The sequence below is a fragment of the Pseudonocardia charpentierae genome (genome assembly GCF_031845345.1).
Taxonomy (GTDB): domain Bacteria; phylum Actinomycetota; class Actinomycetes; order Mycobacteriales; family Pseudonocardiaceae; genus Pseudonocardia; species Pseudonocardia charpentierae.
This window is the reverse complement of record NZ_JAVREJ010000003.1, coordinates 365398-391827: the sequence shown is the minus strand read 5'-3', so window position 1 is coordinate 391827 and position 26430 is coordinate 365398. Positions and strand designations below refer to the sequence as shown.

24 protein-coding genes are annotated in these 26430 nt (G+C 74.6%); 15 read left to right on the top strand and 9 right to left on the bottom strand.

Annotated elements, in window-relative coordinates; genetic code table 11:
• The first annotated feature begins 159 nt into the window (after nucleotides 1-159).
• Together RM445_RS07265 and RM445_RS07260 are read left to right on the top strand one after the other, a co-directional pair.
• On the top strand, nucleotides 160-1281 hold the full coding sequence (locus RM445_RS07265; protein ID WP_311555325.1) for a hypothetical protein: 1122 nt from the start codon (nucleotides 160-162) through the stop codon (nucleotides 1279-1281).
• A gap of 150 nt (nucleotides 1282-1431) precedes the next feature.
• Nucleotides 1432-1662, top strand: coding sequence for a hypothetical protein (locus RM445_RS07260; protein WP_311555324.1), 231 nt, complete (start codon nucleotides 1432-1434; stop codon nucleotides 1660-1662).
• A 24-nt stretch (nucleotides 1663-1686) separates the two neighbouring features.
• On the opposite strand, the gene RM445_RS07255 is transcribed toward RM445_RS07260, so the two are convergent.
• From RM445_RS07255 to RM445_RS07225, 7 genes are all read right to left on the bottom strand, one after another.
• Nucleotides 1687-2982 (bottom strand): hypothetical protein, encoded by a 1296-nt coding sequence (locus RM445_RS07255; RefSeq protein WP_311555323.1) that lies wholly within the window; start codon nucleotides 2980-2982, stop codon nucleotides 1687-1689.
• A gap of 216 nt (nucleotides 2983-3198) precedes the next feature.
• A complete protein-coding gene (locus tag RM445_RS07250; RefSeq protein WP_311555322.1) occupies nucleotides 3199-3627 on the bottom strand; it encodes a DUF1810 domain-containing protein in 429 nt (142 codons plus the stop codon).
• Nucleotides 3628-3690: 63 nt separating this feature from the next.
• The gene (locus tag RM445_RS07245) at nucleotides 3691-4020 is read right to left on the bottom strand and encodes a putative quinol monooxygenase (protein WP_311555321.1); all 330 of its coding nucleotides are present in this window, start codon (nucleotides 4018-4020) and stop codon (nucleotides 3691-3693) included.
• Nucleotides 4021-4128: 108 nt separating this feature from the next.
• Nucleotides 4129-4698 (bottom strand): nitroreductase family protein, encoded by a 570-nt coding sequence (locus RM445_RS07240; RefSeq protein ID WP_311555320.1) that lies wholly within the window; start codon nucleotides 4696-4698, stop codon nucleotides 4129-4131.
• Between the two features lie 113 nt (nucleotides 4699-4811).
• Nucleotides 4812-5801 carry an SPFH domain-containing protein gene (locus RM445_RS07235; protein WP_311555319.1) on the bottom strand — a complete coding sequence of 330 codons (990 nt, stop codon included), beginning with the start codon at nucleotides 5799-5801 and terminating at the stop codon, nucleotides 4812-4814.
• 8 nt (nucleotides 5802-5809) lie between these two features.
• The gene (locus tag RM445_RS07230; RefSeq protein WP_311555317.1) at nucleotides 5810-6250 is read right to left on the bottom strand and encodes an NfeD family protein; all 441 of its coding nucleotides are present in this window, start codon (nucleotides 6248-6250) and stop codon (nucleotides 5810-5812) included.
• Between the two features lie 108 nt (nucleotides 6251-6358).
• Nucleotides 6359-7585, bottom strand: a complete 1227-nt coding sequence (locus tag RM445_RS07225; protein WP_311555316.1) for an MFS transporter — start codon at nucleotides 7583-7585, stop codon at nucleotides 6359-6361.
• 160 nt (nucleotides 7586-7745) lie between these two features.
• Here RM445_RS07225 and RM445_RS07220 point away from each other — a divergent pair, with 160 nt between their 5' ends.
• A complete protein-coding gene (locus RM445_RS07220) occupies nucleotides 7746-9608 on the top strand; it encodes a glycoside hydrolase family 15 protein (protein ID WP_311555315.1) in 1863 nt (620 codons plus the stop codon).
• Nucleotides 9609-9622: 14 nt separating this feature from the next.
• On the opposite strand, the gene yidD is transcribed toward RM445_RS07220, so the two are convergent.
• Together yidD and RM445_RS07210 are read right to left on the bottom strand one after the other, a co-directional pair.
• On the bottom strand, nucleotides 9623-10120 hold the full coding sequence (gene yidD, locus RM445_RS07215) for a membrane protein insertion efficiency factor YidD (protein WP_311555314.1): 498 nt from the start codon (nucleotides 10118-10120) through the stop codon (nucleotides 9623-9625).
• A 70-nt stretch (nucleotides 10121-10190) separates the two neighbouring features.
• The gene (locus RM445_RS07210; protein WP_311555313.1) at nucleotides 10191-10625 is read right to left on the bottom strand and encodes an SRPBCC family protein; all 435 of its coding nucleotides are present in this window, start codon (nucleotides 10623-10625) and stop codon (nucleotides 10191-10193) included.
• 85 nt (nucleotides 10626-10710) lie between these two features.
• On the opposite strand from RM445_RS07210, the gene folP reads away from it, so the two are divergent.
• The 12 genes from folP (at nucleotide 10711) to RM445_RS07150 (ending at nucleotide 26397) form a co-directional block, all read left to right on the top strand.
• Complete coding sequence (folP, locus tag RM445_RS07205; protein WP_311555311.1) at nucleotides 10711-11607, top strand: dihydropteroate synthase; 897 nt, start codon at nucleotides 10711-10713, stop codon at nucleotides 11605-11607.
• Between the two features lie 109 nt (nucleotides 11608-11716).
• Nucleotides 11717-12739: a 3-oxoacyl-ACP synthase III gene (locus RM445_RS07200; protein ID WP_311555309.1), complete on the top strand. Its 1023-nt coding sequence runs from the start codon at nucleotides 11717-11719 to the stop codon at nucleotides 12737-12739.
• Nucleotides 12736-15411 (top strand): alpha/beta fold hydrolase, encoded by a 2676-nt coding sequence (locus RM445_RS07195; RefSeq protein ID WP_311555308.1) that lies wholly within the window; start codon nucleotides 12736-12738, stop codon nucleotides 15409-15411. Before RM445_RS07200 ends, RM445_RS07195 begins: the two co-directional genes overlap by 4 nt.
• Nucleotides 15408-16406 (top strand): NAD-dependent epimerase/dehydratase family protein, encoded by a 999-nt coding sequence (locus RM445_RS07190; protein WP_311555307.1) that lies wholly within the window; start codon nucleotides 15408-15410, stop codon nucleotides 16404-16406. The genes RM445_RS07195 and RM445_RS07190 overlap by 4 nt, the downstream gene beginning before the upstream one ends.
• 11 nt (nucleotides 16407-16417) lie before the next feature.
• Complete coding sequence (locus RM445_RS07185; RefSeq protein WP_311555305.1) at nucleotides 16418-17437, top strand: DNA polymerase domain-containing protein; 1020 nt, start codon at nucleotides 16418-16420, stop codon at nucleotides 17435-17437.
• A gap of 24 nt (nucleotides 17438-17461) precedes the next feature.
• Nucleotides 17462-17650: a hypothetical protein gene (locus tag RM445_RS07180; protein ID WP_311555304.1), complete on the top strand. Its 189-nt coding sequence runs from the start codon at nucleotides 17462-17464 to the stop codon at nucleotides 17648-17650.
• 34 nt (nucleotides 17651-17684) lie between these two features.
• Nucleotides 17685-18599, top strand: a complete 915-nt coding sequence (locus RM445_RS07175; protein WP_311555303.1) for an SMP-30/gluconolactonase/LRE family protein — start codon at nucleotides 17685-17687, stop codon at nucleotides 18597-18599.
• Nucleotides 18600-18669: 70 nt separating this feature from the next.
• Nucleotides 18670-19854 carry a xylose isomerase gene (gene xylA / locus RM445_RS07170; RefSeq protein ID WP_311555302.1) on the top strand — a complete coding sequence of 395 codons (1185 nt, stop codon included), beginning with the start codon at nucleotides 18670-18672 and terminating at the stop codon, nucleotides 19852-19854.
• The gene (xylB, locus tag RM445_RS07165; protein WP_311555301.1) at nucleotides 19851-21257 is read left to right on the top strand and encodes a xylulokinase; all 1407 of its coding nucleotides are present in this window, start codon (nucleotides 19851-19853) and stop codon (nucleotides 21255-21257) included. The genes xylA and xylB overlap by 4 nt, the downstream gene beginning before the upstream one ends.
• A gap of 115 nt (nucleotides 21258-21372) precedes the next feature.
• Nucleotides 21373-22515: an ROK family transcriptional regulator gene (locus RM445_RS07160; protein ID WP_311555300.1), complete on the top strand. Its 1143-nt coding sequence runs from the start codon at nucleotides 21373-21375 to the stop codon at nucleotides 22513-22515.
• 139 nt (nucleotides 22516-22654) lie between these two features.
• The gene (locus RM445_RS07155; protein ID WP_311555299.1) at nucleotides 22655-24388 is read left to right on the top strand and encodes an ABC transporter ATP-binding protein; all 1734 of its coding nucleotides are present in this window, start codon (nucleotides 22655-22657) and stop codon (nucleotides 24386-24388) included.
• Complete coding sequence (locus RM445_RS07150; RefSeq protein WP_397469246.1) at nucleotides 24385-26397, top strand: ABC transporter ATP-binding protein; 2013 nt, start codon at nucleotides 24385-24387, stop codon at nucleotides 26395-26397. The genes RM445_RS07155 and RM445_RS07150 overlap by 4 nt, the downstream gene beginning before the upstream one ends.
• Nucleotides 26398-26430 lie beyond the last annotated feature (33 nt).

The window sequence follows — 26430 nt, the reverse complement described above, 5'->3', positions numbered from 1 at the left end:
GCCCAGTGGTGCGCGTCGAGCGGTAGATCACGCACGTCGGGTGCACACCGCTTCGTTCCGAAGGCAAGGATCGCGGTGGGTGCCGCGTGTCGCGGCCGAGGACCTGGTCGAGTAGACAGCGACGGTCCGCTCCCCGCTCCCCGGCGAAAGGCGTCGCCCGTGGCATCTGCCGCCGCTCCCCGGCACGGCCGCACCCGCGTGTCACCTCTGATCGCCCCCACCGACGCGCCTCCGGACGGTCCCGTCTCCGTCGGCTCGCTGCTGCGTCGGGAGGGCCGTCGCGCGGCGCACGCCCTGGACCGGCCGCTGGTCCCCCGCGCACGCGACCTCGCGGAGGCCGGCGCGCGGTCGTCACACGGGGTCGCCGTCGCGGCAGGTGCGCTGATCGCGGTCACCGCCGTCCTCGGCAGCAACGCCGTCGGCGACCCGACCATCCTCGCCGGGCTCGGGGTCGACGACGCGGCGGACACCGGCCCGGCCGGTGCGCCGGCCCCCGGCACACCGCTGTCGCCGCCCGCGGGCGTCCCGGCACCCGGGCAGGCGGCGGCACCGCAGGCGGAGCTCGGCGACGCGATGCAGGGGGTCCTGGCCGACAGCATCGCGGCCGCCCCGGTGGCGACGGTGTCCGGCGCGGGGATCGTCGCGGCGGCACTGCAACAGCCCGCCGACGGTGGCGGGCAGCCATCCGTCACGCCGGTGGCCGACGACTCGTCGGGTGAAAGCACCGGGGGACGGCACCGCGCCGACGACACGGACTCGGACGGCTCCGGTTCCCGCTCCGGCGACTCGGGTGCCGACGACCGCGCGTCGGAGAACCGGTCGACCGGCAGCTCCGAGCGGGTGCGGGAGCGGAGCTCGGACCGGGACCGCGGTTCCGAGTCCGCCGACGACTCCGACGACTCCCGTGGACCGGATTCGGCTCCTGCACGACCGACGGTCCCCGCCGTGGACCCCGTCGACGAACCGGCGGAACCGGCCTCACCTTCGGGTGGGGAGAAGCCCGACAGCTCCGTGTCGCCCGACGACAGCGACAACGGGTCCGGCGACCCCTCGACGGACGGCTCCGGCGACAGCGGCTCGGACGACAGCGGCGCCGACAGCGGCGCCGACAGCGGCTCGGACGACAGCAAATCCGGCGACAGCGGCTCCGACGGCACGGACGGCGCCGCCGGCGCTCAGGACGGCGATTCCGGCGGCAGCACGGCCGGCGACAGCAGCGGCAGTGACTCCTCGGACGGGAACGACGGGCAGGACGGCAGCGGGTCCACCAAGAACGCCTGACCTTCTGATCGGACTCCGGACGGATCGTGACGGATCCGTGACCCAGGTCACCCGATCGACGCGGAACGCGTCCATGATCCACGACGACGAAGGGATGCCCGGCCTGTTCGGCCGGACGACGCGGGGCGGCCCGCGAGAGACGGAGTGCCGGTGTCCCTCCCCCTCGACGACCTGCCGCAGCGCACGCTGCTGATGCTCCTGCTGCTCGCGCGCGAGGCGGAGCTGCCCGCCGCGCAGGTCGACAGCCCGCGGTCCCGGGCGCTCGTGCGTCGCGGACTCACCGAGGGCACGCGGGTGAGCCTGCCGTGCAACCCGGCCCGCCGGACCGCCGACTCCGCGGGCAGCCGCATCTGGATGTGTCAGGCCCGCCTGGCGGGCTGACATCCGCGGCGCTCGACCGGAGCCCTACCAGCCGTCGGCGGTCCACGCCTCCGGTGCATCGGCCTCGGCCGGGGCGTCCGCAGCCCGGTGGCGGCCCTGCTGGAGGCCTCGCTGGTAGGTCGCCAGCCGGTCGCGGACCCGCTCCGGCACCCGCTCGTCCGGCGGTGCCGCCGGGCGGGAGGCGCGGGGCGGCGGGACGAGCCGGTCGCCGGGGCTGCGCCGGGGCAGGCCGCTGGCGGTGGTGGCCGGCGGCGCGTCGGTACGCGTGGCGCGTGCGGCGGCCGCACGCCACTCCCGGTCGCCTGCGGTCTCCCAGTCGACCGTCGCCGGCCCGCGCTCGTCGTCGCGGAACCAGGCCGACGCGACGGCCTCGAAGATCGGCGTACCGACGGTGCCGACCGACGTCGGCAGCGGGCCGAACAGCTCGTCGCCGCCGTTGCGGGGGCCCCCGCGGGTCGGGAGCGAGGAGCCGGGCAGCGCCGATGCCATGAGGTGCGTGGAGTCCGGCGAGGTCGAGTTCATCAGGTGCGTGGAGTCGCCCAGGTACCAGGGGTCTCCGCCGCCCTGCGCAGTGACCAGGGCCGCCGGGCAGTGCAGAGTGGCGACCACGCCTTCGCGGTGGTCGATCAGCGGCCGCTCGAGCCGGATCCCGCCGCTCGACCGCCGGGCGAGCCGCTCGGCCACCCGCGACATCCGGCCCGAGCCACTGCCGGTGCCGCCCAGGGCGTCCGTCCAGCCGCGACCGGCCACCAGGACCTCGACCCTGAGTGCGCCGTCGGGCTCCAGGCGCGCATCGACCTCGACCCGCGCACCGGGCGACGCCGCGGCGGCCTCGTCGACCAGCTCCGCGACCAGGTGCCGCAGCTCCACCGCGGCGGTCGTCGACAACGTCGCCTGCGGCGCGGGGTGCACCGTGGCGCGCGAGGGCTCGTCCACCAGGGCCACCGCGTCGCCGAGAACGGCGGACACGGTGTGGGGCGCACCGCGGTGTACACCGGGGTCCGAGCCGCACAGGAGCAGGAGCGCCTCGCTGTCGCGCCGGAGGCGGCGGCCGATGTCGCGCAGCTCGGCGATCCGGGCGCGGTCGTCGGACAGCTGGGCGAGAACGGCCACCCGCTCGAGCAGCGCCTCCTGGCCGTCGACCCGGTCCTGCAACCTGCGGGCCAGATCCGCGACGGCACGGTCGTCGCCGGGCGCGTCCGACCCGTTGCCGAGCCTCGGATACGACCCCGACGAGGGACCGGCGGCGAAGCCTGCCCAGGGGTCGCGTCCGCCCATCGGGCCTCCACCCACCGAGCTGGGCTCGGGGACGGACCTCATGTCACCCACAGTCGGGCCTCCCGAACGGGTCGATGCGCTCGCGCCGCTCCTCGCGTGGACCCGCTCACCCGTACGGGCCGGTCCTCCTGCGGCAGGCACACTACCGGGCGTCCCGTACGGCGCCGCACGGGCGCACGTCCACCGCCGGACGGGGCCCCGTGGAGGCGCCCGTCCGGGTGACATCCGCGCTGGTCGTGACCGTGCGTGTGAACCGGATCATCGCAGCAGGTCCACGGTCCGCGGGTCAGGCTCGCCGTCGAAGTACCGCTCGAGCACCTCGGCGAACACGGAGGTCCCGTCGGCGGCGCGGGCGAACAGCGTCATCGACGACCGCAGCTTGAGGTCGTCGGGATAGCCGAAGATCTCCGCTGCGGTCCGCCCCTGCACGGCGGCCACCAGCTCGGCGCACTCCTGCAGCCGTGGGCCCAGGACCGGATGCGCCAGGTACGCGCGCGCCTCGTCGAGCCCGGACAGGGCGTACGCGCGGGCCGTGGGGCTCGATCCGAGGCCGGCGACCTGCGGGAAGACGAACCACATCCAGTGGCTCGTCTTCCGGCCCTGCCGCAGTTCGGCCCGCACCCGGTCGATGACGGTGTCCTGGGCGGCCACGAACCGCTCCAGGTCGTAGGGGTCGGAGGACGGCACGCGGCCATGATCGCGGTGACGCGGTCCGGGCGCACCCCGGAGGTGCGCCCGGACCGCGGAGGATCACGCCTGGCGCGGGCTGATCTCGCCCATGGGGCCCCAGTCGTTCTGCTCGATGGTCGTGTTGATGATCAGGGGCTGGCCGGAGACGAGGTCGGGGGCCACCTCGACCATGTTCTTGAACGCTGCGGAGTTCACGTGCGCGACGGCAGCGTCCTGGTCGCGGAAGCCCTCGACGCAGACCCACTCGTTCGGGTCGTCGAGGGTGCGGTGCCAGGTGTAGAACAGGCAGCCTTCCTCGGAGTTCACGTCGCGCGCGTACTGCCGGGCGAGGGTCTCCCACTCGTCGGCCTTCTCGGGGCGCACCGGGAACTTCACGACGATGAAGATCATGGAATGCGTGTCCTTTCTCACGGACAGGGCTGGGCTCCGGACGCTACCGCGGATCATGCCCCGCGTCCGTCGCACTGTGCGACATCAGGCGCGACATCAGGCGCGACATCACGCCACGTCGAGCAGCAGCTCGTCGAGGGGGCGGCGACCCCGGGCCGGGAGCCGGGTCGCCGGGTGTCCCTCGGGGATGCGGTCGGCGGGGAGCGCGACACCGACGGCCACGACGACCAGCGGGGTGATCCGCTCGGGCAGGGCGGGCAGGTCGGCCGCGGTGAACCCGCCCATCTGGCGGATCGAGAGACCGAGCGCCGAGGCCTGGGCGGTGAGGTGCGCCGCCGCCTGGCCGGCGTCGTACGTGGCCCAGGGCCGCGGGGTGCCCTCGGCGTCGGTCGTCTCGGCGGCGACCAGCACGAGCGCGGCGGCGTCGCCCGCCCACTCCCGGTTCGCCGGGGCCAGTGCGGCGAGCAGGGCGTCGAAGGCGCGGTCGCCCCGGCGCCCGGCGAGGAACCGCCACGGCTGGGTGTTGGATGCCGACGGGGCCCAGTGCGCGGCGTCGAGGAGCAGGTCGAGCTGGTCCGCGCCGAGTGTCGCGGTGGCGTCGAAGGCGCGGGGGCTGCGGCGGTCGGCGAGCAGGGGGTGCAGGCCGGTGGTCGGGGCGGAGTGCGTCGCAGCGGTCACGGTTCTCCTAGCACTGCTATCGGTTGAGCTTTCAATGACTCTCAACCGGACCGTGACCGCCGTCGTTCCCCACCGTCCTGTGATCCAGGACGCGTGCTCCCGTACCCGTCGCCTCAGCCGCTCGTGCCGGTCCTCCCGCTGCCGTTGAGCTCGGCCGGGCGGGGTTCCGCCCCGTCGATCTCGGCGACGGCCGCCTCGGGCCGGGTCGGGATCTGACCGGCTGCGGCCGGGGGCGTCCCCGGACCGAACGCCTGCGCGATGCCCGACAGCGCCGAGGTCACCTCGCTCGGGATCACCCAGAACGTGTTGCCCTCGCCGCGGGCGAGCTCCGGCAGCGTCTGCAGGTACTGGTAGGCCAGCACCTTCGGGTCGAGGTCGTTGCGGTGCACCGCGGCGAAGACCTGGTCGATGCTGCGCGCCTCGCCCTCGGCCCGCAGGATCGCCGCGGCCCGCTCGCCCTCGGCTCGCAGGATCGCGCCCTGCTTGTCGCCCTCGGCCGTCAGGATCTGGCTGGCCCGCGCACCCTCGGCCGTCAGGATCGACGCGCGCTTGTCACGCTCGGCGCGCATCTGCTTCTCCATGGCGTCCTTGATGCTCTTGGGTGGGTCGACGGCCTTGATCTCCACCCGGTTGACCCGCAGCCCCCACTTGCCGGTGGCCTCGTCGAGGACGCCGCGCAGCCGGCTGTTGATCTCGTCGCGCGAGGTGAGCGTCTGCTCCAGGTCCATCGACCCGACCACGTTGCGCAGGGTCGTGACCGTCAGCTGCTCGACGGCCTGCAGGTAGCTGGCGATCTCGTAGGCGGCCGAGCGGGGGTCGGTGACCTGGAAGTACAGGACCGTGTCGATCTCGACGACCAGGTTGTCCTCGGTGATGACCGGCTGCGGCGCGAAGGTCACCACCTGCTCGCGCAGGTCGATGGCCGGGTACACGCGGTCCACGAACGGCACGACCAGGTTCAGCCCGGGGGTGAGCGTGCGCTGGTACCGCCCGAGCCGCTCGACGTTGCGGGCGCGCGCCTGCGGCACGATCCGCACGGCCTTCATGAGCACCGCCACCGCGAAGAGCACGATGACGAGTGCGACGATCAACAGCGGTTCCATCTCTCCACTCATTCCTGTGGGTACACGAGCGCGGTGGCGCCGCGTATCGCCATCACGGAGACCGTCGCCCCGGTGGGGATGACGTAGGCCGGGTCGTACGGGTCGCACGGCCGGGCGCTCCACTCCTCGCCGTCGATGCGGACGGTGCCGCCCTGGCTGCTGACCTCGCGGACGACGTGCGCCGTCCGCCCGATCAGCGCGTCGACGCCGAACTGCTGCGCCGGCGCGGAGTGCAGATGCCGCAGGACGACGGGCCGCACCAACCCCATCGCGGCGGCGGATCCCGCGAGGAACACCAGCAGCTGCACCGGCACCGGTGCCCCCAGCGCCGACGCGGCAGCGGTGATCGCCGCGGCGCCGCCGAGCAGTCCCAGGGCAGCACTCAGCGTGAACAGTTCGGCGGCGCCGAGCACCGCGGCCAGCAGCAACCAGATGAGCCAGACGTCCATAGTCGACCGGACCTCCGTGGAACGGGGCGGGTGTGCCCCGTACCTCCACGTTAGGCCTGGTTCGGCGGGCGCGCGCGGACTTGACCCAGGTTTGACCTGACGGGGTTCTCAGCCGGTCCGCGACCCCGTCAGACCGGCCGAGAAGGTGCCGGCCGTACCCAGCAGGATGATCGCCCCGAGGACGACCAGGAGCGGCGCCGTCCACCCCGCGGTCGCCTCGTGTACCGCACCCACCACCGTCGGTCCCGTCGACGCGACGACGTACCCGCCGCCCTGCACCAGCGCGGAGATCCGCCGGTTGTCGGCCAGGTCACGGGCCGACCGCACGATCAGCGAGAAGACCACCACGAGCCCACCACCCTGGGCCGCACCGCCCACGGCGCACCACACCGGCCACAGCGCCGGCGCGAGCAGCAGGCCGAGCGGCAGGGTGGACCAGGCCGCCACGACGATCAGCACGACCGCGCGGGGCCCGGGCAGCACACGCAGCAGCACCGGCACTCCGAACGCGCCGGTGATGGCGGCGATCTGGAAGATCGACGCGCTCAGGCCCGCGGCGCCGGGGGCCATCCCGAGCTCGTCGCGCAGCAGCAGCGGCAGCCACGCCGTGACGCCGTAGTAGGCGAAGGCCTGGCCGGAGAACGCGATCGTCAGCAGCCACACCACGGGGCGGCGCCACCACGTGCGGTCGTCCTGGGCGGTCGTGGTGGCTCCGGCCCCGTCGGCAGCGCCCGGTGTGCTGCGGACCGCGCCCCGGGTGGCGTAGACCCAGAGGGCCAGGGCCGCCACCACCAGCACGCCCCACGACGCCACCGCCGTCCGCCAGCCCAGCGACGCCGCGAGCGGCACCGTCAGCGAGAGGGTCAGCATCGAGCCGACGTTCAGCGCCGCGGTGTAGGCCCCCAGGACCGGCCCGGCGTGGCGCGGCAGGTCGCGGGCGATCACCACCGGCACCGCCACGTTGCCGACCGTGATCGCGATGCCGATGAGCAGCGTGCCCGCCAGCGCGGTGGGCAGCCCGCCGACCGAGCGCAGCAGCATGCCGGCCAGCAGCACGACCAGCGAGATCGACACCCCGCGACCGAGCCCGACGCGCGCGAGCAGCGCCGACGCCGCCGGGGTGGCCAGGCCGAAGCACAGCACGGGCAGGCCGGTGAGCAGTCCGGCCGTCGTCGCGCTGATGCCGAGGTCGGCGCTGATCGCGTCGAGGACCGGCGAGACGGCGACGATCGGCCCGCGCAGGTTGATCGCGAGCAGCAGGATCGCCGCGACGACCAGGAACGGGGGCACGACGACGGGGACGCCCGCGGCACGGGACGGACGGGCGAGGGTCACGTGTCTTCATCCTCCGCGCCGCCGGGCGGGAACGCACTCCCTGGTGACGGGCCCGACAGTGGCGTCGCTCCTGGGGCGCCGCTGCAGGGGCGGCGCTGCCGGAACGGCCCGGCCGAGTGAGACTGGCACGGCGCCCGGCCCCGTCCCGACCGGAGGTTCCATGCCCGCCCCCGACCTCGACCCCGTCACGAGCGCGTCAGGGCCCGGTCCGGACCGCCCCGACGGCTACGCAGACCTGCGCTCCTACGCCCCCATCGGCGACACCCGCACCGTCGCGCTGGTCGCGCTCGACGGACGCATCGACTGGTGGCCGATCCCCGACCTCGACTCCTGCCCCACCTTCGCCGCGATCCTCGACGCGCCCAACGGAGGCCGGCTGGAGCTGGCTCCCACCGAGCCCGCCCGCACGACGCGGCGCTACCTGCCGGGCACGAACGTCCTGGAGACCACGCACGTCACCGCCTCCGGGACCGTGCGCGTCCTCGACGCGCTGAACACCGGCGGGGCAGGCCGCCTGCCGTGGACCGAGCTCGCCCGCCGGGTCGAGGGGGTCGCGGGGCGGGTGCCGATGCGCTTCGCGGTCGCGCCCGGGACGTGCCTGAACTCGGCGTCGCCCTGGGCCCACGACACCGTGCACGGCACGGTCCTGCGCGTGCACGACGTGACGCTGGCCGTCCGCCTCCTCGGCGAGGTCGAGACCGAGGTGACCGACCAGGCCGTCCACGGCACGTTCCGCACCACACCCGGGTCGCGCCACCTGGTGGGCGTGACGGCGTCGGAGTCGGAGCCCCTGCACCTGTCCACACCGCGCGAGGTCGATGCGCGGCTGGACCGGACCGTGGAGGCGTGGCGGCGCTGGTCCGGCCAGTTCCGCGCCCCCGGGCCGTGGGCGGACGACGTGGAACGCAGCGCGCTGCTGCTCAAGCTGCTGCTGCACGGCCCGAGCGGGTCGGTCGCCGCGGCGGCGACGACGTCGCTGCCGGAGAGCCTCCCCGATCGTGGACAGAGTGGGGCCAAGAACTGGGACTACCGCTTCGCCTGGATCCGCGACGCCGCCTACACGCTCAAGGCGCTGTTCCGGTTCGGGATCCGCGAGGAGACCCAGGCCGCGATCAGCTGGCTGCTGCACGCCATCCACCGGCACGGGCCGCAGATGCAGGTCTTCTACACGCTGCAGGGCGAGCTGCCCGCTCCGCCGGAGTTCCCGGAGGTCCCCGGCTGGCGCGGGATCGGGCCGGTCGTCGTCGGGAACGCGGCGGTGGACCAGCTGCAGCTGTCGGTGTTCGGCGACGTGTTCGACATGGTGCGGCTCTACGTCGACCACGGCCACGTCCTCGACGCCGGCACCGGGCGGCTGCTGGCGGGGATGGCGGACCAGGCGTGCGACGCGTGGCGCCACCGCGACGCCGGACTGTGGGAGCTGGAGCGCCAGGAGCACTACACGTCGTCCAAGCTCGGCTGCTGGCAGGCGCTGCGGTGCGCCTACCACCTGGCGCGGATGGGGCAGATCCCCGGCGACCCCGACCGGTGGGCGGGCGAGGCGGAGCGGATCGCCCGGTGGGTGCACGAGCACTGCTGGTCCGAGCGGCGCGGCGCGTTCGTCTGGTACCCCGGCACGGACGACCTCGACACCTCGATCCTCCTGCACGCCGGCAGCGGTTTCGACGTCGGCCCGCGCATGTCGTCGACGATCGACGCCCTGCGCGCCGAGCTCGGCGCCGGCCCCCTGCTGTACCGCTACACGGGTGCGGCGAAGGAGGAGGCGGCGTTCGTCGCGCCGTCGTTCTGGGCGGTGTCGGCCCTGCACGCGGTGGGCCGCACCGGCGAGGCCCTGGCGCTGATGGACGAGCTGGTGCCGCTGGCCAACGACGTGGGCGTGCTCGCCGAGATGATCGACCCCGCGGACGGCGCGTTCCTCGGCAACCTGCCCCAGGGCCTGAGCCACCTCGCCCTGATCGGGGCGGCGCTGGACCTGGAGGAGGAGCCGGAGGTGGTGCGGGAGGCCCGGGCGCGGGAGGGCTGAGGCCGCGCGGGTGGTCAGGCGGGTCGGGGGACGGGGTCGGCACCCCGGCGCCCACCCGGACGGCAGCGGACGATCCGGCGCAGCGCCAACGCGGCACCCCGGGCCGCGCCGTGCGCCTGCAGCGCCTGGGCGGCGTACTCCGAGCACGACGGGGTGAAGCGGCAGACCGCCGGCCGTCCCGCGCTGACCCGCTGCTGGTAGACCCGGACAGCACCGACGAGCCGGTCCGCGATGCTCCGCCTGCCCGATCCGCTCCCCCGCGCCCCACCGAGGAGGACCGCGGCCAGCTGGGGGCCGGAGAGCAGGGTCAGGACCAGGCAGTTGCCGTCGAGGCTTTCCGCGACGCAGCACCCGGTCTGGAGCAGGCAGGCGTCGCGCAGGCACGATCCGCCCGGGGCCGGGGCGTAGTGGCGGCGGGGCGGGCCCCACCGGCGCCGGTTGCGCGGGTCGTAGGGGTCGTAGGGGTCGTACGGGTCGTCGTAGCGGTCGTACCGTCGTCGGAACCGGGCCACGCCGCCGAGTGACCCCTTCCGCGTGCGCTCAACCCGGCGTCTTGTGTGTCCAATGTCGCCCGCATCGCCGTCAGGGCGTGCCCGCCTCCGCCAGCAGCGCCAGCCGCCGCAGCGTCTCGACGTTGCGCGCCCCGATGATCGCTGCCCGCACCCGGGCCGGGACCAGGTGCGCGGGGCCGGACACGACATCTTCGGTGATCTCCAGCACGCACCCGGACGGCGCGTCGTCGACCCGCACTCGCACGTCGACCCCACCGAACGGCGTCCGGCCGTGCAACGCCAGCTCGCGCCCCGGAATGCAGGCCGTCACCTCCGCCGAACCGGGCAGTACCAGCGGCCAGCCGCCGATGCCGTACCGCAGCTGCGCACCGACCACGGGCCAGGTCCGGTCCACCGCGGCGACCCGCGCCGCACCGACCACCCACGCCGGCAGCCGCCATCCGTCCGCCAGCACCGCCCACACCGCGTCCGCCCCGGCCGTCGTCGCCCGCCGCACCGTCACCATGCCCGTGGATATCCCGACGGCAGGACGGCAACCCGACGCGGCGGTTATCGTGGCTGGGACCGCCGCCCGCCCGGGAAGGACCTGAATGCGCTTCCCGACCGTCGAGCCGGAGCTGGGCGACCCCGTCCGCACGATCGGCGCGCGGACGTTCGACTTCTCCCGTCAGGTCGCGGTGATGGGCATCGTCAACCGCACCGTCGACTCGTTCTACGACCGCGGCGCGACCTTCGCGCTCGACAAGGCCGTCGGCGCGGCGCTGCAGGCCGCCGAGCACGGGGCGGACTGGGTCGACATCGGTGCCGTGCCGTTCTCGCCGATCGCGGAGAGGGTCGACGAGCGCGCCGAGCTGGACCGTCTGCTGCCCGTCGTCGAGGCGGTCCGGGCCGGGACGGACGCGGTGATCTCGATCGACACCTTCCGCGCCGAGGTGGCCCGGCAGGCGCTGCGGGCTGGCGCGGACGCCGTCAACGACACCTCCGGGCTGCACGACCCGGACATGGCCCGGGTCGTGGCCGACGCCGGCGCGACCCTCGTCGTGACCCACAGCCGCGCCGCTCCCGGCCGGGAGCTCGCGCGGCCGCACTACGACGACGTGGTCGCCGAGGTCGGCGCGTACCTGCTCGACAGGGCCGGGCGCGCCGTCGCGGCGGGCGTCGCGAAGGACCGGATCGTGGTCGACCCCGGCCACGACCTGAACAAGAACACCATGCACTCGCTGGAGCTGACGCGGCGGCTCGGCGAGCTCGCCGTGCTGGGGTTTCCCCTGCTCGCGTCGGTGTCGAACAAGGACTTCCTGCAGGAGACCCTCGATCTCCCGCGGGACGACGTCGCGGAGGCAACCCTGGCGACGGTGGTGTTCTGCGTGCTGGCGGGGGCACGGATCGTGCGTGTGCACGACGTCCGTGCGGTGCGGCGGGTGGTGACGATGACCGAGGCCGTGCTCGGTTGGCGCAGGCCTGCTGTGTTGCGGCACAACGTGTGACCCGGGAACCGGGGGGAAGTACAGGAGACGAGCGGCACGTCCGGGAACCGTCGGACGGCCGCTCGCGTGGTACTCACGGGGACATGTCAGCGGCCAGGAAAGGCAGTTCATGAGCGGCAACGCGACCCAGCGCTACGCGAACACGACGGTGTTGTCCGTCTGCGGAGTGGACGCTCCGCACGTCGTCACCTCCGCCGAGCTGGACGAGCGGCTCGCCGCGACCTACCGGCGGGTGGGGCTGCGCCCCGGCCTGTTGGAGAACCTGGCAGGGATCACCGAGCGCCGGTGGTGGCCGCGTGACGTCGGTTTCGCCGACGCCGCGGCCATGGCGGGGGCGAAGGCACTCGCCGAGGCGGGGGTGGACCCGGCGCGGGTCGGGCTGCTCGTCGACAGCTCGGTGAGCCGGGCCCACCTCGAACCCTCGGCCGCCGTCGCCGTGCACCACGCGCTCGGCCTGCCGCCGATGTGCATGAACTTCGACGTGGCCAACGCCTGCCTCGGGTTCCTCAACGGCATGCAGCTCGCCGCGATGATGATCGACGCGGGGCGGATCGACTACGCGCTGGTCGTCGACGGGGAGGGTGCCCGGGAGATCCACGAGAACACCCTGGAGCGGCTGGTGCGACCGGACGCGACCCGCGACGACGTGCTCAGCCAGTTCGCGACGCTGACGCTCGGCTCGGGTGCCGCCGCGATGGTGCTGGGCCGCGCCGACGAGCACCCGGAGGGGCACCGCCTCGTCGGTAGCGTGCTGCGGGCCGCCACCGAGCACCACGAGCTGTGCATCGGCGACCTGAACGGCATGAGCACCGACACCAAGGGCCTCCTCGACGCCGGGATGGCGATCTCCGCGGCGATGTGGGCGGACGCGCGGTCCGAGTTCGACTGGTCGGACATGGACCGCTACATCGCCCACCAGGTCTCCCAGGTGTTCACCGCGGCGATGTGCCGGACGCTGGAGATCGACTCCAACCGCGTGCCACGGTCGTTCCCGTTGCGCGGCAACATCGGCCCGGCGTCGATCCCGTTCACGCTGGCCAGCCAGGTCGACTCGCTGCAGACCGGTGACCGGGTGCTGCTCATGGGGGTCGGTTCGGGCCTGAACGGGTGCTGCACCGAGCTGGAGTGGTGATCCCCGCAGAATCCGGCGCAGCATTCCCCCCGGCGGGCCTGCCCGGACTCGACCCGGCCTGGTCGCGGCTGGTCACCGACTCCCGCGGGCACACGTGGCACGTCCTCGACCACGGGTCGCCGGAACACGGCACGGTGGTGTGCGTCCACGGCAACCCCACGTGGTCGTACCTGTGGCGACGGTTCGTGGCCGCCGCACCGCCGGGATGGCGCGTGGTGGCCGTCGACCAGCTCGGGATGGGCTACTCGGAGCGGGGTACGGCGCGGACGCTGGCGGAGCGCATCGACGACCTGGACGCCGTGCTCGACGCCCTCGACGTCACCGGGCCGGTGGTGACGGCGGGCCACGACTGGGGCGGAGCGGTCTCGCTGGGCTGGGCGGTGCGCAACCGCGCCCTCCAGAGGTACGACGCCGCGGAACCGGGCACGAACCTCTCGAGCGGCCGGTCGGCCGCGGCCTCCTCCCCCTGTCTCCTCGCCGTGGTGCTGGCCAACACCGCGGTGCACCAGCCGGCCGGCGCGGCGGCACCGTCGCTGATCCGGCTGGCCCGGACGCCCGCGCTGCGGCAGGCGGTGTGCGGGGCGACGCCGATGTTCGTGCGGGCGACGACGGCGCTCTCGCGGCCGGCGCTGCCGTCGGCGGTGCGCGACGCGTTCGCCGCTCCCTACGCCTCGGCGGACCGGCGACGCGCGGTGGACGAGTTCGTGGCCGACATCCCGCTCGAGCCCGAGCACGTCAGCGCCGCGACGCTGGACGGGATCGCCGAGGAGATCCGCAAGCTCGACGACGTGCCGGTGCTGCTGCTGTGGGGCCCGCGCGACCCGGTGTTCTCCGACCGCTACCTGCGCGACCTGCGCGCGCGGCTGCCGCACGCGGACGTCCAGCGCTACGAGCGGGCGTCGCACCTCGTGCTGGAGGACGCCCCGGAGGCGGCCGCCGACGCGTGGAACTGGATCAGCGATGTGGCCGGTCCGGACGAAGGGCCCGTTCGTCGCCCAGGTTCGGACGAACGGGCCGGTCGTCCATCCGGTGACGGGGACGGGCAGGGAGCGCCGACGCTGTGGGCCGCGCTCGAGGCCCGCGCAGGCGACCCCTCCCCCGCTGTGGTGGAGCCGGGCGTCCGCGCGATCTCCTGGGACCTGCTCGTCCGGCGCGTGCACGAGCTGGCAGTCGGGCTCGCCGACCACGGGGTCTCCCCCGGCGACCGGGTCGCACTGCTCGTCCCGCCCGGCGCCGACCTGACCGCGGCCGCGCACGCCTGCTGGCGGGCCGGGGCGTCGGTCGTCGTCGCCGACCCCGGGCTGGGTGCCGCCGGGCTCGCGCGGGCCCTGCGCGGCGCGCACCCGGCGCACGTCGTCGGCGCCCTTCCCGGGCTCACCCTCGCGGCCGCGCTGGGCATCCCGGGCAGCCGGATCGCGGCCGGGCCGATCCCGCCGGGGCGACTCCTGGGCGCGCCCGTCACGCTCGCCGCGCTGGCCCGCCGAGGCCGGGCCCTGCTGGACCGCGGCACGGCGCTCCCGGCCGAGGCGGGGCCCGACGACGAGGCCGCCGTCCTGTTCACGTCCGGTGCGACCGGGCCCGCCAAGGGCGTCGTCTACCGGCACCGGCAGGCGCGCGCGCAGATCGCGGCCCTGCGCGCGGCGTACGGGATCACCGGCGACGACCGGCTGGTCGCCGCCTTCCCCCCGTTCGCGCTCTACGGCCCGGCACTGGGCATCCCGTCGGCCGTCCCGGAGGTGCGCAAGCCCGGCGCCCTGACCGCCGCCGCGCTGGCCCGTGCCGTCGCCGCGGTCGACGCGACGATGGTCTTCGCCTCACCGGCAGCGCTCCGCAACGTCGTCGCCACCGGTGCCGTTCTCGACCCGGGTCAGCGCGGCGCCCTGGCCGGCGTCCGCCGCGTCGTGTCCGCCGGTGCACCGGTGCCCGCCGCGCTGCTCCACGCGTTGCGCGGCGTCCTGCCGAACGCGGCGGCGCACACCCCGTACGGGATGACCGAGGCCCTGCCCGTCACCGACGTCGCGCTCGCGGAGATCGACGCCGCCGGCCCCGGGAACGGGGTGTGCGTCGGGCACGCGCTTCCCGGCGTCGACGTCGCGGTGGTGCCCCTGTCGCGGCTGGGTGTTCCGGACGGGGAGCCGACCCGCGCGCCCGGGATCACGGGTGAGATCAGCGTCGCCGGGCCGCACGTGAAGGACCGCTACGACCAGCTGTGGGCCGTGCAGCGGCGCAGCGCCCGCGAGCCGCGACGGCACCGCACCGGCGACGTCGGGCACCTCGACGCCGAGGGCCGGCTGTGGGTGGAGGGCCGGCTGGTGCACGTGATCACCGCCGCCGACGGCCCGGTGACCCCCGTCGGGGTCGAGCAGCGGGTCGAGGCGGTCGACGGGGTCGCGTCCGCGGCGGTGGTCGGGGTCGGGCCGGCCGGTACCCAGCAGGTGGTCGTGGTCGTGGTGCCGGAGCCGATGATCGCGGCCCGGCGCGCGGGCGCACCGCTGCTCGCCGTCGCTCCCCTGACGGACGCGGTACGCGCGGCCGCAGGGGTGGCCGTGGCGGCGGTACTGGTGGCCGACGCCCTACCCGTCGACATCCGGCACGCGGCGAAGATCGACCGCACGCGGGTGGCGGCGTGGGCGGGCCGGGTGCTGGCGGGTGCGCGGCGGCGGCGGCCGTGAAGGTCCTCGTCACCGGCGCGCGCGGGATGCTCGGCGGCGCCGTCGCGCGGGCGCTGGCCGCCCGTGGCGACGTCGTCACGGTGCTGCAGCGCCGTCAGTCGGGGCTGCCGGTCCGGGAGGTACTCGGCGATCTCGGCGATCCGCATGCGCCCCTGGACGCGGCGCTCGCCGGGCACGACGCCGTCGTGCACCTCGCCGCGAAGGTCGACGTGGTCGGGCCGTGGCGGGAGTACCTGCGGACGAACGTCGACGGCACGCGGCGGTTGCTCGCCGCCGCCCGCGCGGCCGGCGTGGGCCGCTTCGTGCACGTGTCGTCGCCGTCGGTGGCGCACGCGGGCGACGCGCTGGTCGGCGTCGGCGCCGGTGCGGCCGACCCGGACGGGGCCCGCGGCCACTACGCCCGCAGCAAGGCCCTGGCCGAGAAAGAGGTGCTGGCCGGCGTACCGGAATGCGCGACTCGCCGAGCAGGAACGCGCAACTCGCCGGGCGGAGACGCGCAACCCGCGGTCGTCGTCGTGCGGCCGCACCTGGTGTGGGGGCCCGGCGACACGCAGCTCGTCGGCCGGATCGTCGCGCGGGCCCGGGCCGGGCGGCTCGCCGTCGTCGGCACCGGGGCAGCGCTGATCGACACCACCTACGTCGACGACGCCGTCGACGCGCTCGTCGCCGCTCTCGACCGGGCCCCGGACCTGCACCGCCGGGTGCTCATCGTCTCCGGCGGGGAGCCGCGCCCGGTCGCCGAGCTGCTCGCGTCGATCTGCGCCGCCGCCGGCGCCCCGGCCCCCCGGATCGCCGTGCCGGCCTCGCTCGCCCGCGCCGCAGGAGCCGTCGTCGAGACGCTGTGGCGGCACGACCCGCCGATGACCCGGTTCCTCGCCGAGCAGCTGTCCACGGCGCACTGGTTCGACCAGCGCGAGACCCGCGCCGCGTTGGGGTGGACCCCCCGGATCGGTCTGGACGAGGGCTTCCGGAAGCTTCACGCGGCCGGTTCGTGACAGGCTGCAGCATGGCCGCTGCCAGGACCCGCGCCGCCCGGACCGGAACGACAGAGACCCGCGATGGCGTCGAGCTGACGAGCCTCGACGGCCCGTTGTTCGACGGTGCTGCGTCGGACGGCACAGCGTCGGACGGCAAAGGGCACACGAAACGCGACCTCGTCGACTACCTCGACGCCGTCCGCCACGCGATCCTGCCCGCGCTCGCCGGCCGGGCGCTGTCGGTGATGCGGGTCCGACCAGGGCAGCAGCCGTTCATGCAGAAGAACCTGCCGAAGTACGCGCCGGAGTGGATCGCCCGCACCACGGTCTGGGCCGAGGCCTCGCACCGCGAGGTCACCTACCCGCTGTGCGACGACCGCCGCACGCTGCTGTGGCTGGCCAACCAACGCGCCGTCGAGTACCACCCCGCGCTGATCCGGGCCGGTGAGCAGCACGCGACGCACCTCGTGCTGGACCTCGACCCGCCCGAGGGCGACGGCCCCGTCCCGGTGAACTGGGCGCACGTCGTCCGGGCCGCGATGCTGATCCGCCGGGTGCTCGACGACCTGGGCCTCGTCGGCGCCGTCAAGACCAGCGGCAGCAAGGGCGTCCACATCTTCGTGCCGATCACGCCTGTCCCGGTCATGGACTCGGCGGCGGCGACCCGGGCGATCGCCGCCCGCGCCGAGGCGCTCGACCCGGAGATCGCGACCACGGCGTTCATCCGCGCCGATCGCGCCGGCAAGGTCTTCCTCGACTCCACGCGCTCGATCGGCGCCACCGTCGTCGCGGCCTACAGCCCGCGGATCCGCCCGGGGCTGCCGGTGTCGTTCCCGGTCGCGTGGGACGACCTCCCGCACGTCACGCCCGCCGACTTCACCGTCGCGACGGCGCCGGGGCTGCTCGGCGACGGCGACCCGTGGGCGGCGGCGCTCCCGGACCCCCAGGAGCTGCCGGCCGAGCTGCTGGAGCACGGCCACACGATCCCCGTCGCCCGGGTGGCCGCGATGCACGAGGGCAAGCGCCGCAAACGCGCCCAGCAGGAGTAGCCCGCTCGACCCCACAATGGGCCCATGGGTCAATGGGTCGGTCGGATCATCGGTGTGGTGCTGGTGCTCATCGGCGGGTTGTGGACCCTGCAGGGTCTCAACCTGGTCGGAGGCAGTTTCATGACCGGCTCCGCCCTGTGGCTGGTGATCGGGGTCGTCGTGGTCATCGCAGGCCTCGCCCTCCTCTTCCGCCGGCCCAGGCGGCGGGTCTGAGCGTGGCGCGGCCACCCGCCGGGTAGCCCGCGGGGTGCTCACGTTCCCGAACACCCCCGACGCGAACCTCCCGCCCGGCGTCCCGGTCCTGACCGCCCGGCCCGTCACCCCCGCCGTCGCCGAGCACGGCGAGGGGCCGGTGTGGCACCCGTCGTTCGGCGGCGTCCGATGGGTGGACATGCAGGCCGGCGACATCCTGGAACTGGCCGGCACCGAGGACGTCCGCCGCACCCACGTCGGCACCGTCGCCGCCTGCTTCCGGCCCCGCCGCGGCGGCGGGATCGTGCTCGCGGACCAGCGCGGCTTCGTCCTGCTCGACGAGGCCATGCAGGTCGAGCGGCGGCTCCCCGAGGTGTGGCACGACCCGGGCATCCGGATGAACGAGGGCGGTGCGGACCCGGCGGGCAACTTCTGGGCCGGGTCGATGGCCTACGACCAGACCCCCGGCGCGGCGGCGCTCTACCGGCTCAGCCCCGATCTGTCCGTCGAGAAGGTGCTCGACGGCGTCACGGTCTCCAACGGCTTCGGCTTCTCCCCCGACGGCGCGCACGCCTACTACGTCGACACCCCGACGAAGAAGATCGACGTCTTCGACCACCGAGACGGCACCCTGTCCGGCCGTCGCACGGCCTTCACGATCGCCGACGGCCCGGGCTCGCCGGACGGGCTGACCGTCGACGCCGAGGGCTGCCTGTGGGTGGCCCTGTTCGCGGGCGCCGCGGTGCACCGCTACACGCCGGACGGTGAGCTGCTCGCAGCCGTCCCGCTGCCCGTCGCCCAGGTCACGGCGTGCACCTTCGGCGGTCCCGAGCTGGACCGGCTCTACATCACCACCTCGCGGGAGAACCTCGACGCCGACGCGCTCGCCGCGCAGCCGCTGGCCGGGGCGCTGTTCTGCGTCGACCTCCCGGGCGTGCGCGGCCTGCCGGTGCTCGAGTTCGCCGGCTGAGGCTTCCGTCCGCCGAGGTCCGGCGCTACGCTCGCCGAAGTTTGTACGATGGCCGAACAAAGGAGTCGCCATGGCGCCCCAGCCCACCCGGGACGACAAGTTCACCTTTGGACTCTGGACCGTCGGCTGGCAGGCGCGCGACCCGTTCGGCGACGCCACCCGACCCCCCCTCGACCCGGTGGAGACCGTGCACCGCCTGGCCGAGCTCGGCGCCTACGGCGTCACCTTCCACGACGACGACCTCATCCCCTTCGGCACCGACGCCCCCGAGCGCGACCGGCTGATCGCCCGGTTCCGCGCGGCGCTGGACGAGACCGGCCTCGTCGTGCCGATGGCGACCACCAACCTGTTCACCCACCCCGTCTTCAAGGACGGCGGGTTCACCAGCAACGACCGGTCGGTGCGCCGCTTCGCGCTGCGCAAGATCATCCGCAACCTCGACCTCGCCGCCGAGCTCGGCGCGTCGACCTACGTGTTCTGGGGCGGCCGCGAGGGCGCCGAGGTCGACCAGGCCAAGGACATCCGTGCCGCGCTCGACCGCTACCGCGAGGGCATCGACCTGCTCGCCGGCTACGTCAAGGAGCAGGGCTACGGCATCCGCTTCGCGATCGAGCCCAAGCCGAACGAGCCGCGCGGCGACATCCTGCTGCCGACCGTCGGCCACGCGCTGGCGTTCATCGCCGAGCTCGAGCACGGCGACATGGTCGGCCTCAACCCCGAGGTCGGCCACGAGCAGATGGCCGGGCTGAACTTCACCGCCGGCATCGCGCAGGCGCTGTGGGCGGGCAAGCTCTTCCACATCGACCTCAACGGCCAGCGCGGGATCAAGTACGACCAGGACCTCGTGTTCGGGCACGGCGACCTGCTCAACGCGTTCTCGCTGGTCGACCTGCTCGAGAACGGTAGCAACGGTTCTGGGGCATACGAGGGCCCGCGGCACTTCGACTACAAGCCGCTGCGCACCGAGGACATCGACGGGGTGTGGGCGTCGGCCGCAGCCAACATGCGCACCTACCTGCTGCTCAAGGAGCGCGCTGCGGCGTTCCGGGCCGACCCCGAGGTGGCCGAGGCGCTGGCGGCCTCCGGGGTCGCGGACCTCTCGACCCCGACGATCAAGCCGGGCGAGACGATCGCGGACCTCGTCGCGGACCGCAGCGCGTTCGAGGACTTCGACGCCGACAAGACCGCCGAGCGCGGCTACGGCTTCGTGCGGCTCGGCCAGCTGGCCCTCGAGCACGTGATGGGTGCGCGATGACTCTCGTCGCGGGGGTCGACACCTCCACCCAGTCGTGCACCGTCGTCATCCGCGACGCCGAGACCGGTGAGCTGGTCCGCCACGGGCGCGCCCCGCACCCCGACGGCACGGAGGTCGACCCGGCCGCCTGGGAGGCGGCGCTCGGCGAGGCGGTCACGGCGGCCGGCGGGCTCGACGACGTCGAGGCCATCGCCGTCGGCGGCCAGCAGCACGGGATGGTGTGCCTCGACGCGTCAGGGGCGGTCGTCCGGCCCGCCCTCCTGTGGAACGACACGCGCTCCGCGCAGGCCGCTGCGGACCTCGTCGCCGAGCGGGGAGCCCAGGAGTGGGCCGACGCGATGGGCAGCATGCCCGTCGCGTCGTTCACCGTCTCGAAGCTGCGGTGGCTGGCCCGCAACGAGAAGGAGAACGCCGCCGCGACGGCCGCGGTGTGCCTGCCGCACGACTGGCTCACGTGGCGGCTACGCAGCGGGCTCGGGTCGGCTCCGGGTGCGCTCGACGACCTGATCACGGACCGCTCCGACGCCAGCGGCACCGGCTACTGGTCCGGGGTCACGAACGCCTACCGGCACGATCTGCTCGAGCTCGGGTTCGGCCGCTCCGACGTCACGCTGCCCCGCGTGCTCGGTCCCGCCGAGCAGGCGGGCACCGCCGCCACGGGCCAGATGCTCGGCCCGGGGGCCGGCGACAACGCCGCCGCCGCGCTCGGGCTCGGCGCGGTGCCGGGCGACGTCGTGGTGTCGATCGGGACGTCCGGGGTGGCGTGCGCGGTGAGCGAGGTGCCCACGGCGGACCCGACGGGCACGATCGCGGGGTTCGCCTCGGCCACGGGCGAGCACCTGCCGCTGGTGTGCACGCTCAACGCGGCACGGGTGCTCGACTCCACGGCCGCGCTGCTCGGCGTCGACCACGACCGGTTGGCCGAGCTGGCGCTCAACGCGCCGGCCGGGGCGGGCGGGCTGACGCTCGTGCCGTACCTGGAGGGCGAGCGGACGCCGAACCGCCCGGACGCGACGGGTGCGCTGCACGGCCTGACGTTGGGCACCGTGCACCGGGAGTACCTGGCCCGCGCCGCGGTGGAGGGCCTGCTGTGCGGGCTCGCCGACGCGGTCGACGCGCTCGAGGAGGCCGGCGTGCCGGTGCGCCGGGTGTTCCTGATCGGCGGCGGCGCGCGGTCGGAAGCCGTGCAGGTGATCGCCCCCGCGGTGCTCGGTCGGCCGGTGGTGGTGCCGGCGCCGGGCGAGTACGTCGCCGACGGGGCAGCACGCCAGGCGGCGTGGGTGCTGCGCGGCGAGCTGCCTCAGTGGAAGCCCGCCGGGACGGTGCTGCGCGAGGCCGACCCGACGCCGGCGGTGCGCGCCCGGTACGCCGAGGTCCGCGACCTCACCGCGACCCGGGTGTGACCTCGACCCGCGGGGTCCTTCTGCAACGAGCGGCCCGTTCGTCCGGCTTCATCGGACGAGCGGGCCGCCCGTCGGATCCTGTCGGGCGAGCGGGCCGCTCGTCGGCGTACGCGACATGAGCGCGTCCCTCCCGGCCGGCCAGCACACGGTGCGCCGGCACAACCGCGCCCTCGTGCTGCACACCGTCGCGGCCGACGAGCCGGTGTCGCGGGCCCGCATCGCCACGCGCACGGGCCTGACGCGGGGCACCGTGTCGTCGCTGGTCGAGGAGCTGCTCGCGGCCGGGCTGGTCGCGGAGCTCGCGGCCGCCCGCGGCGGCACGGGCCGCCCGGCCAACCCGCTCGAGCTCAACCGGTCCGGGCCGGGCGGGCTCGGGGTGGAGATCGGCGTCGACGCCGTGGGCGCGTGCGTGGTCGACCTGACCGGCGCGGTCCGGGCCCGGCGCGTCGCCACGTCGGACCACCGGACGCACGGGCCGGCGGTCGGGCTGGAGGCAGCGGCCGCGCTGGCGGCCGACGTGGTCGCCGAGGCCGGACTGCCGGTCACGGGGGTCGGCCTCGCGGTGCCGGGTGTCGTCGCCGGGAACGTGCTGGAACGGGCGCCGAACCTACCGCTGTGGCGCGACGTCGACATCGTCGCGCGGGCCGCCGCGGTGCTCGGGCCGGTCGTCGGCGACGTGCCGGTGACCGTCGGGAACGAGGCCGACCTGGCCGCGCTGGCCGAGCAGCGCGCCGGCGGGGCGGGCGACGACTTCCTCTACGTCTCCGGGGGCATCGGCGTCGGCGCCGGGATCGTGCTCGGCGGGCGGCTGTTCGGCGGGTCCGGGGGCCGTGCGGGCGAGCTGGGCCACGTCGTCGTCGACCCCGCCGGACCGCCGTGCACCTGCGGGGGCCAGGGGTGCCTCGAGCGGGCGGTCGGAGTGGAGGAGCTGTGCCGGGCGGCGGGGGTCGACGACCTCGACGCGCTCGCCGCCGCGGCGGACCGGGGCGAGCCCGCCACGGACGCCGCGCTGCGGGCGGCAGGTCACGCGCTGGGCGTCGCCCTGGCCGGTGCGGTGAACCTGCTCGACCTGCCCACCGTCGTGCTCGGCGGCGGCTACCCGCGCCTGGGCGCGGTACTGCGCGGGGCGGTCGCGGACGAGCTGGCGCGCCGCGTGGTGTGGCGCTCCCCCGTCGCGGTGCGGATGTCCGCGCTGGGTGGCGAGGCGGCGCTGCGCGGGGCGGCCATGGCCGTGGTCCGCGCAGTGCTGGACGGCTGACGCCCGACGGTGATCCGGCCGGGGCCGGAGCATATTCGCGCGGTCCTGTCGGACCCGGGTGGTATGACGGAGCGGTCGCGATCCCCGTGCGACCATCCCTGATCCCCGCTCCTGATCCGACCGGTTCGAGAGGACGCCCGTGCTCGCCCGCCTGCTGCGCACCCACCTGCGGCCCTACCGACGGCCACTGGCGGCGGTCGTCGTGCTGCAGCTGGTGGGCACGATCGCGTCGCTGTACCTGCCCAGCCTGAACGCGGAGATCATCGATCGCGGCATCGCCACCGGCGACACCGAGCTGATCATGCGGCTCGGCGGCATGATGCTGCTGATCAGCCTCGTCCAGGTGGCCTGCTCGATCGCCGCCGTGCATCACGGCGCGCGCACCGCCACCGCCTTCGGGGCGGATGCGCGCACCGCGGTCTTCCACCGCGTCGGGAAGTTCTCCACCCGCGAGGTGAACCGGTTCGGCGCCCCGTCGCTGATCACGCGGTGCACGAACGACGTCCAGCAGGTGCAGATGCTCGTGCTCACCTCGTGCACGATGCTGGTCGCCGCGCCGATCATGTGCGTGGGCGGGATCGTCATGGCGCTGCGGGAGGACCCGGGCCTGTCGTGGCTGGTCGCGGTCTGCGTCCCGGTGCTGGCCGGGACCATCGGGGTGATCGTCAGCCGGATGGTGCCGCGGTTCCGCCGGATGCAGACGATGATCGACGAGGTCAACCGGGTGCTGCGCGAGCAGATCGGCGGGATCCGGGTGGTGCGGGCCTTCGTCCGCGAACCGCTGGAGACCGCCCGGTTCGGCAGGGCGAACGCGGACCTCACGGCGGTCGCCACCAGCGCGGGCCGGCTGCAGGCGCTGATCTTCCCGGTCGTGATCCTGGTGCTCAACGTGTCCAGCGTCGCGGTGCTGTGGTTCGGCGGGATCCGGGTGGACGCCGGGCTGATGCAGATCGGGGCGCTGACGGCGTTCCTGGCCTACCTGCTGCAGATCCTCATGGCGGTCATGATGGCCACGTTCATGGCGATGATGGTCCCGCGGGCCGCGGTCTGTGCCGAGCGCATCGTCGAGGTGCTCGACACGCGGACGTCGGTCACCCTCCCGGCGGAGCCGGTGACCCCGGACCGGCGCGACGGCCTGCTGGTGTTCGACCGGGTGGGGTTCCGCTATCCCGGCGCGGACGCCCCGGTGCTGTACGAGATCTCCTTCGCCGCCCGCCCGGGCACCACCACGGCCGTGGTGGGCAGCACCGGCTCGGGGAAGACCACGTTGATGTCGCTGGTGCCGCGGCTGTTCGACGTCTCCACGGGCGCGGTGTCGGTCGACGGGGTGGACGTGCGCGACCTCGCGCCGCAGGAGCTGGTCGGGCGGATCGGCTACGTCCCGCAGCGGCCCTACCTGTTCTCCGGCACGGTCGCGTCGAACCTGCGGCACGGCCGCCCCGACGCCACGGACGACGAGCTGTGGGCGGCGCTGGAGGTCGCCCAGGGTGCCGACTTCGTGCGGGCGATGCCCGCCGGTCTGGACGCACCGGTCGCGCAGGGCGGCACCAACCTCTCCGGCGGCCAGCGGCAGCGGCTGGCGATCGCCCGCGCGCTGGTGCGCCGACCGGAGATCTACCTGTTCGACGACTCGTTCTCCGCCCTGGACGTCGCCACCGACGCGCGGCTGCGCAGCGCGCTCGGCCCGGTCGCCGCGAACGCGACGGTGGTGATCGTCGCCCAGCGCGTCTCGACGATCACGGGTGCCGACACGATCGTCGTGCTGGACACGGGCACCGTCGTCGGGATCGGCACGCACGACGAGCTGCTGTCGACGTGCCCGACCTACGCCGAGATCGTCGAGTCGCAGCTCAGCACGGCGGACGCGGCATGAGCACCGCCAATCAGAACGGCGCCCGCCCCGCCACCGCTGCGGGTGCCGACGAGACCGCCCGTGCCGCCCGCGCGATGGCCGCGCAGCGCCGGCCGGGCGGTGGCGGTCCACCATGGGCGAGCCTCGGCGTGCCCACGGAGAAGGCGTCGTCGTTCGGCCCGTCCGCGCGGCGCCTGCTGGGGCGCCTGGCCCCCCACCGGCTCGGGGTCGTCGCCGTGCTCGTCCTCGGCGTCGTCAGCGTGGCCCTCAACGTCGTCGGGCCGGTGATCCTCGGCCGCGCCACGGACCTCATCTTCGCCGGTGTCCTCGGCCGGCAGCTGTCGGCGGGCATCTCCACCGCCCAGGCCGCGGCCGACGCCCGTGCCGCCGGCAACGACACCACGGCCACGCTGATCGAATCGCAGAACGTGATCCCGGGCGTCGGTGTCGACTTCGCGGCGCTCGGTCGCGTGCTGCTGTTCGTCGTCGCGATCTACGTCGGCGCCTCGCTGCTGGCCTACCTGCAGGGCTGGCTGCTCAACGGCATCGTGCAGCGCACCATCGCGGCGCTGCGCCGCGACGTGGAGGACAAGCTGCACCGGCTGCCGCTGTCCTACGTCGACGCCCGCTCGCGGGGCGAGCTGCTCAGCCGCGTCACCAACGACATCGACAACGTCTCCCAGAGCCTCCAGCAGACGATGAGCCAGCTGCTGACCTCGCTGCTGACCGTCGTCGGCGTGCTGGTGTTCATGGTGGTGATCTCGCCGCTGCTGGCGGTGATCGCGCTGCTGACCGTGCCGTTGTCGACGTGGATGACCCGGGCGATCGCGAGGCGGTCGCAGGGCCAGTTCGTGGCGCAGTGGCGCTACACCGGCGAGCTGAACGGGCAGATCGAGGAGGCGTTCACTGGCCACGAGCTGGTGAACGTGTTCGGACGGCGTGCCGAGGTGGAGGCGGACTTCGCGGCGAAGAACGCCGAGCTGCGCGGCGCGAGCTACCGGTCGCAGTTCGTCTCCGGGATCATCATGCCGTCGATGATGTTCCTCGGGAACCTCAACTACGTCGCCGTCGCGGTGGTCGGCGCGCTGCGGGTCGCGTCCGGGGCGATGACGCTCGGCGAGGTCCAGGCGTTCATCCAGTACTCGCGGCAGTTCACCCAGCCGCTCACGCAGCTGGCGTCGATGACGAACCTGCTGCAGTCGGGGGTGGCCTCGGCCGAGCGGGTGTTCGAGCTCCTCGACGCGCCCGAGCAGGTCGCGGACCCGGTCGTACCGGCGGTGCGCGCGCAGCGGCGGGGCCGGGTGGCGTTCGAGCACGTGTCGTTCCGCTACCGCCCGGACGTGCCGCTGATCGACGACCTCTCCCTGGTCGCCGAGCCGGGGCAGACCGTCGCGATCGTGGGCCCGACGGGCGCAGGCAAGACAACTCTGGTGAACCTCGTGATGCGGTTCTACGAGCTCGACGCGGGCCGGATCACGCTCGACGGCGTCGACATCGCGACGATGTCGCGCGCCGACCTGCGCTCGGGGATCGGCATGGTGCTGCAGGACACCTGGCTGTTCGGCGGCACGATCCGCGACAACATCGCGTACGGCAACCCGGACGCGACCGAGGAGCAGCTGCAGGCGGCGGCCCGCGCGGCGTACGTCGACCGGTTCGTGCGCAGGCTGCCCGACGGCTACGACACCCGCGTCGACTCCGACGGCGGCGCCGTCAGCGCCGGGGAGAAGCAGCTGATCACGATCGCCCGGGCGTTCCTCGCCGACCCGTCGCTGCTGATCCTGGACGAGGCCACCAGCTCGGTCGACACGCGCACCGAGGTGCTCGTGCAGCGCGCGATGGCCCGGCTGCGCAGCGACCGCACCAGCTTCGTCATCGCGCACCGGCTCTCCACGATCCGCGACGCCGACCTGATCCTCGTGATGGACGGCGGCCGGATCGTCGAGCAGGGCACGCACGACGAGCTGCTCGCCGCGCACGGCGCCTACCACGCGCTGTACGAGGCGCAGTTCGCCGCCGCGCAGTCCTGAGATCCGGCAGCCGGTCGATCATCGGGCCGGAGT

Bases quoted from the DNA above. Each gene is read 5' to 3' on its own strand.
- RM445_RS07255 (WP_311555323.1), bottom strand. From the start codon at position 2,982: ATGAGGTCCGTCCCCGAGCCCAGCTCGGTGGGTGGAGGCCCGATGGGC.
- RM445_RS07245 (WP_311555321.1), bottom strand. From the start codon at position 4,020: ATGATCTTCATCGTCGTGAAGTTCCCGGTGCGCCCCGAGAAGGCCGAC.
- RM445_RS07235 (WP_311555319.1), bottom strand. From the start codon at position 5,801: ATGGAACCGCTGTTGATCGTCGCACTCGTCATCGTGCTCTTCGCGGTG.
- RM445_RS07230 (WP_311555317.1), bottom strand. From the start codon at position 6,250: ATGGACGTCTGGCTCATCTGGTTGCTGCTGGCCGCGGTGCTCGGCGCC.
- RM445_RS07220 (WP_311555315.1), top strand. From the start codon at position 7,746: ATGCCCGCCCCCGACCTCGACCCCGTCACGAGCGCGTCAGGGCCCGGT.
- RM445_RS07210 (WP_311555313.1), bottom strand. From the start codon at position 10,625: ATGGTGACGGTGCGGCGGGCGACGACGGCCGGGGCGGACGCGGTGTGG.
- folP (WP_311555311.1), top strand. From the start codon at position 10,711: ATGCGCTTCCCGACCGTCGAGCCGGAGCTGGGCGACCCCGTCCGCACG.
- RM445_RS07200 (WP_311555309.1), top strand. From the start codon at position 11,717: ATGAGCGGCAACGCGACCCAGCGCTACGCGAACACGACGGTGTTGTCC.
- RM445_RS07185 (WP_311555305.1), top strand. From the start codon at position 16,418: ATGGCCGCTGCCAGGACCCGCGCCGCCCGGACCGGAACGACAGAGACC.
- RM445_RS07180 (WP_311555304.1), top strand. From the start codon at position 17,462: ATGGGTCAATGGGTCGGTCGGATCATCGGTGTGGTGCTGGTGCTCATC.
- xylA (WP_311555302.1), top strand. From the start codon at position 18,670: ATGGCGCCCCAGCCCACCCGGGACGACAAGTTCACCTTTGGACTCTGG.
- xylB (WP_311555301.1), top strand. From the start codon at position 19,851: ATGACTCTCGTCGCGGGGGTCGACACCTCCACCCAGTCGTGCACCGTC.
- RM445_RS07160 (WP_311555300.1), top strand. From the start codon at position 21,373: ATGAGCGCGTCCCTCCCGGCCGGCCAGCACACGGTGCGCCGGCACAAC.
- RM445_RS07150 (WP_397469246.1), top strand. From the start codon at position 24,385: ATGAGCACCGCCAATCAGAACGGCGCCCGCCCCGCCACCGCTGCGGGT.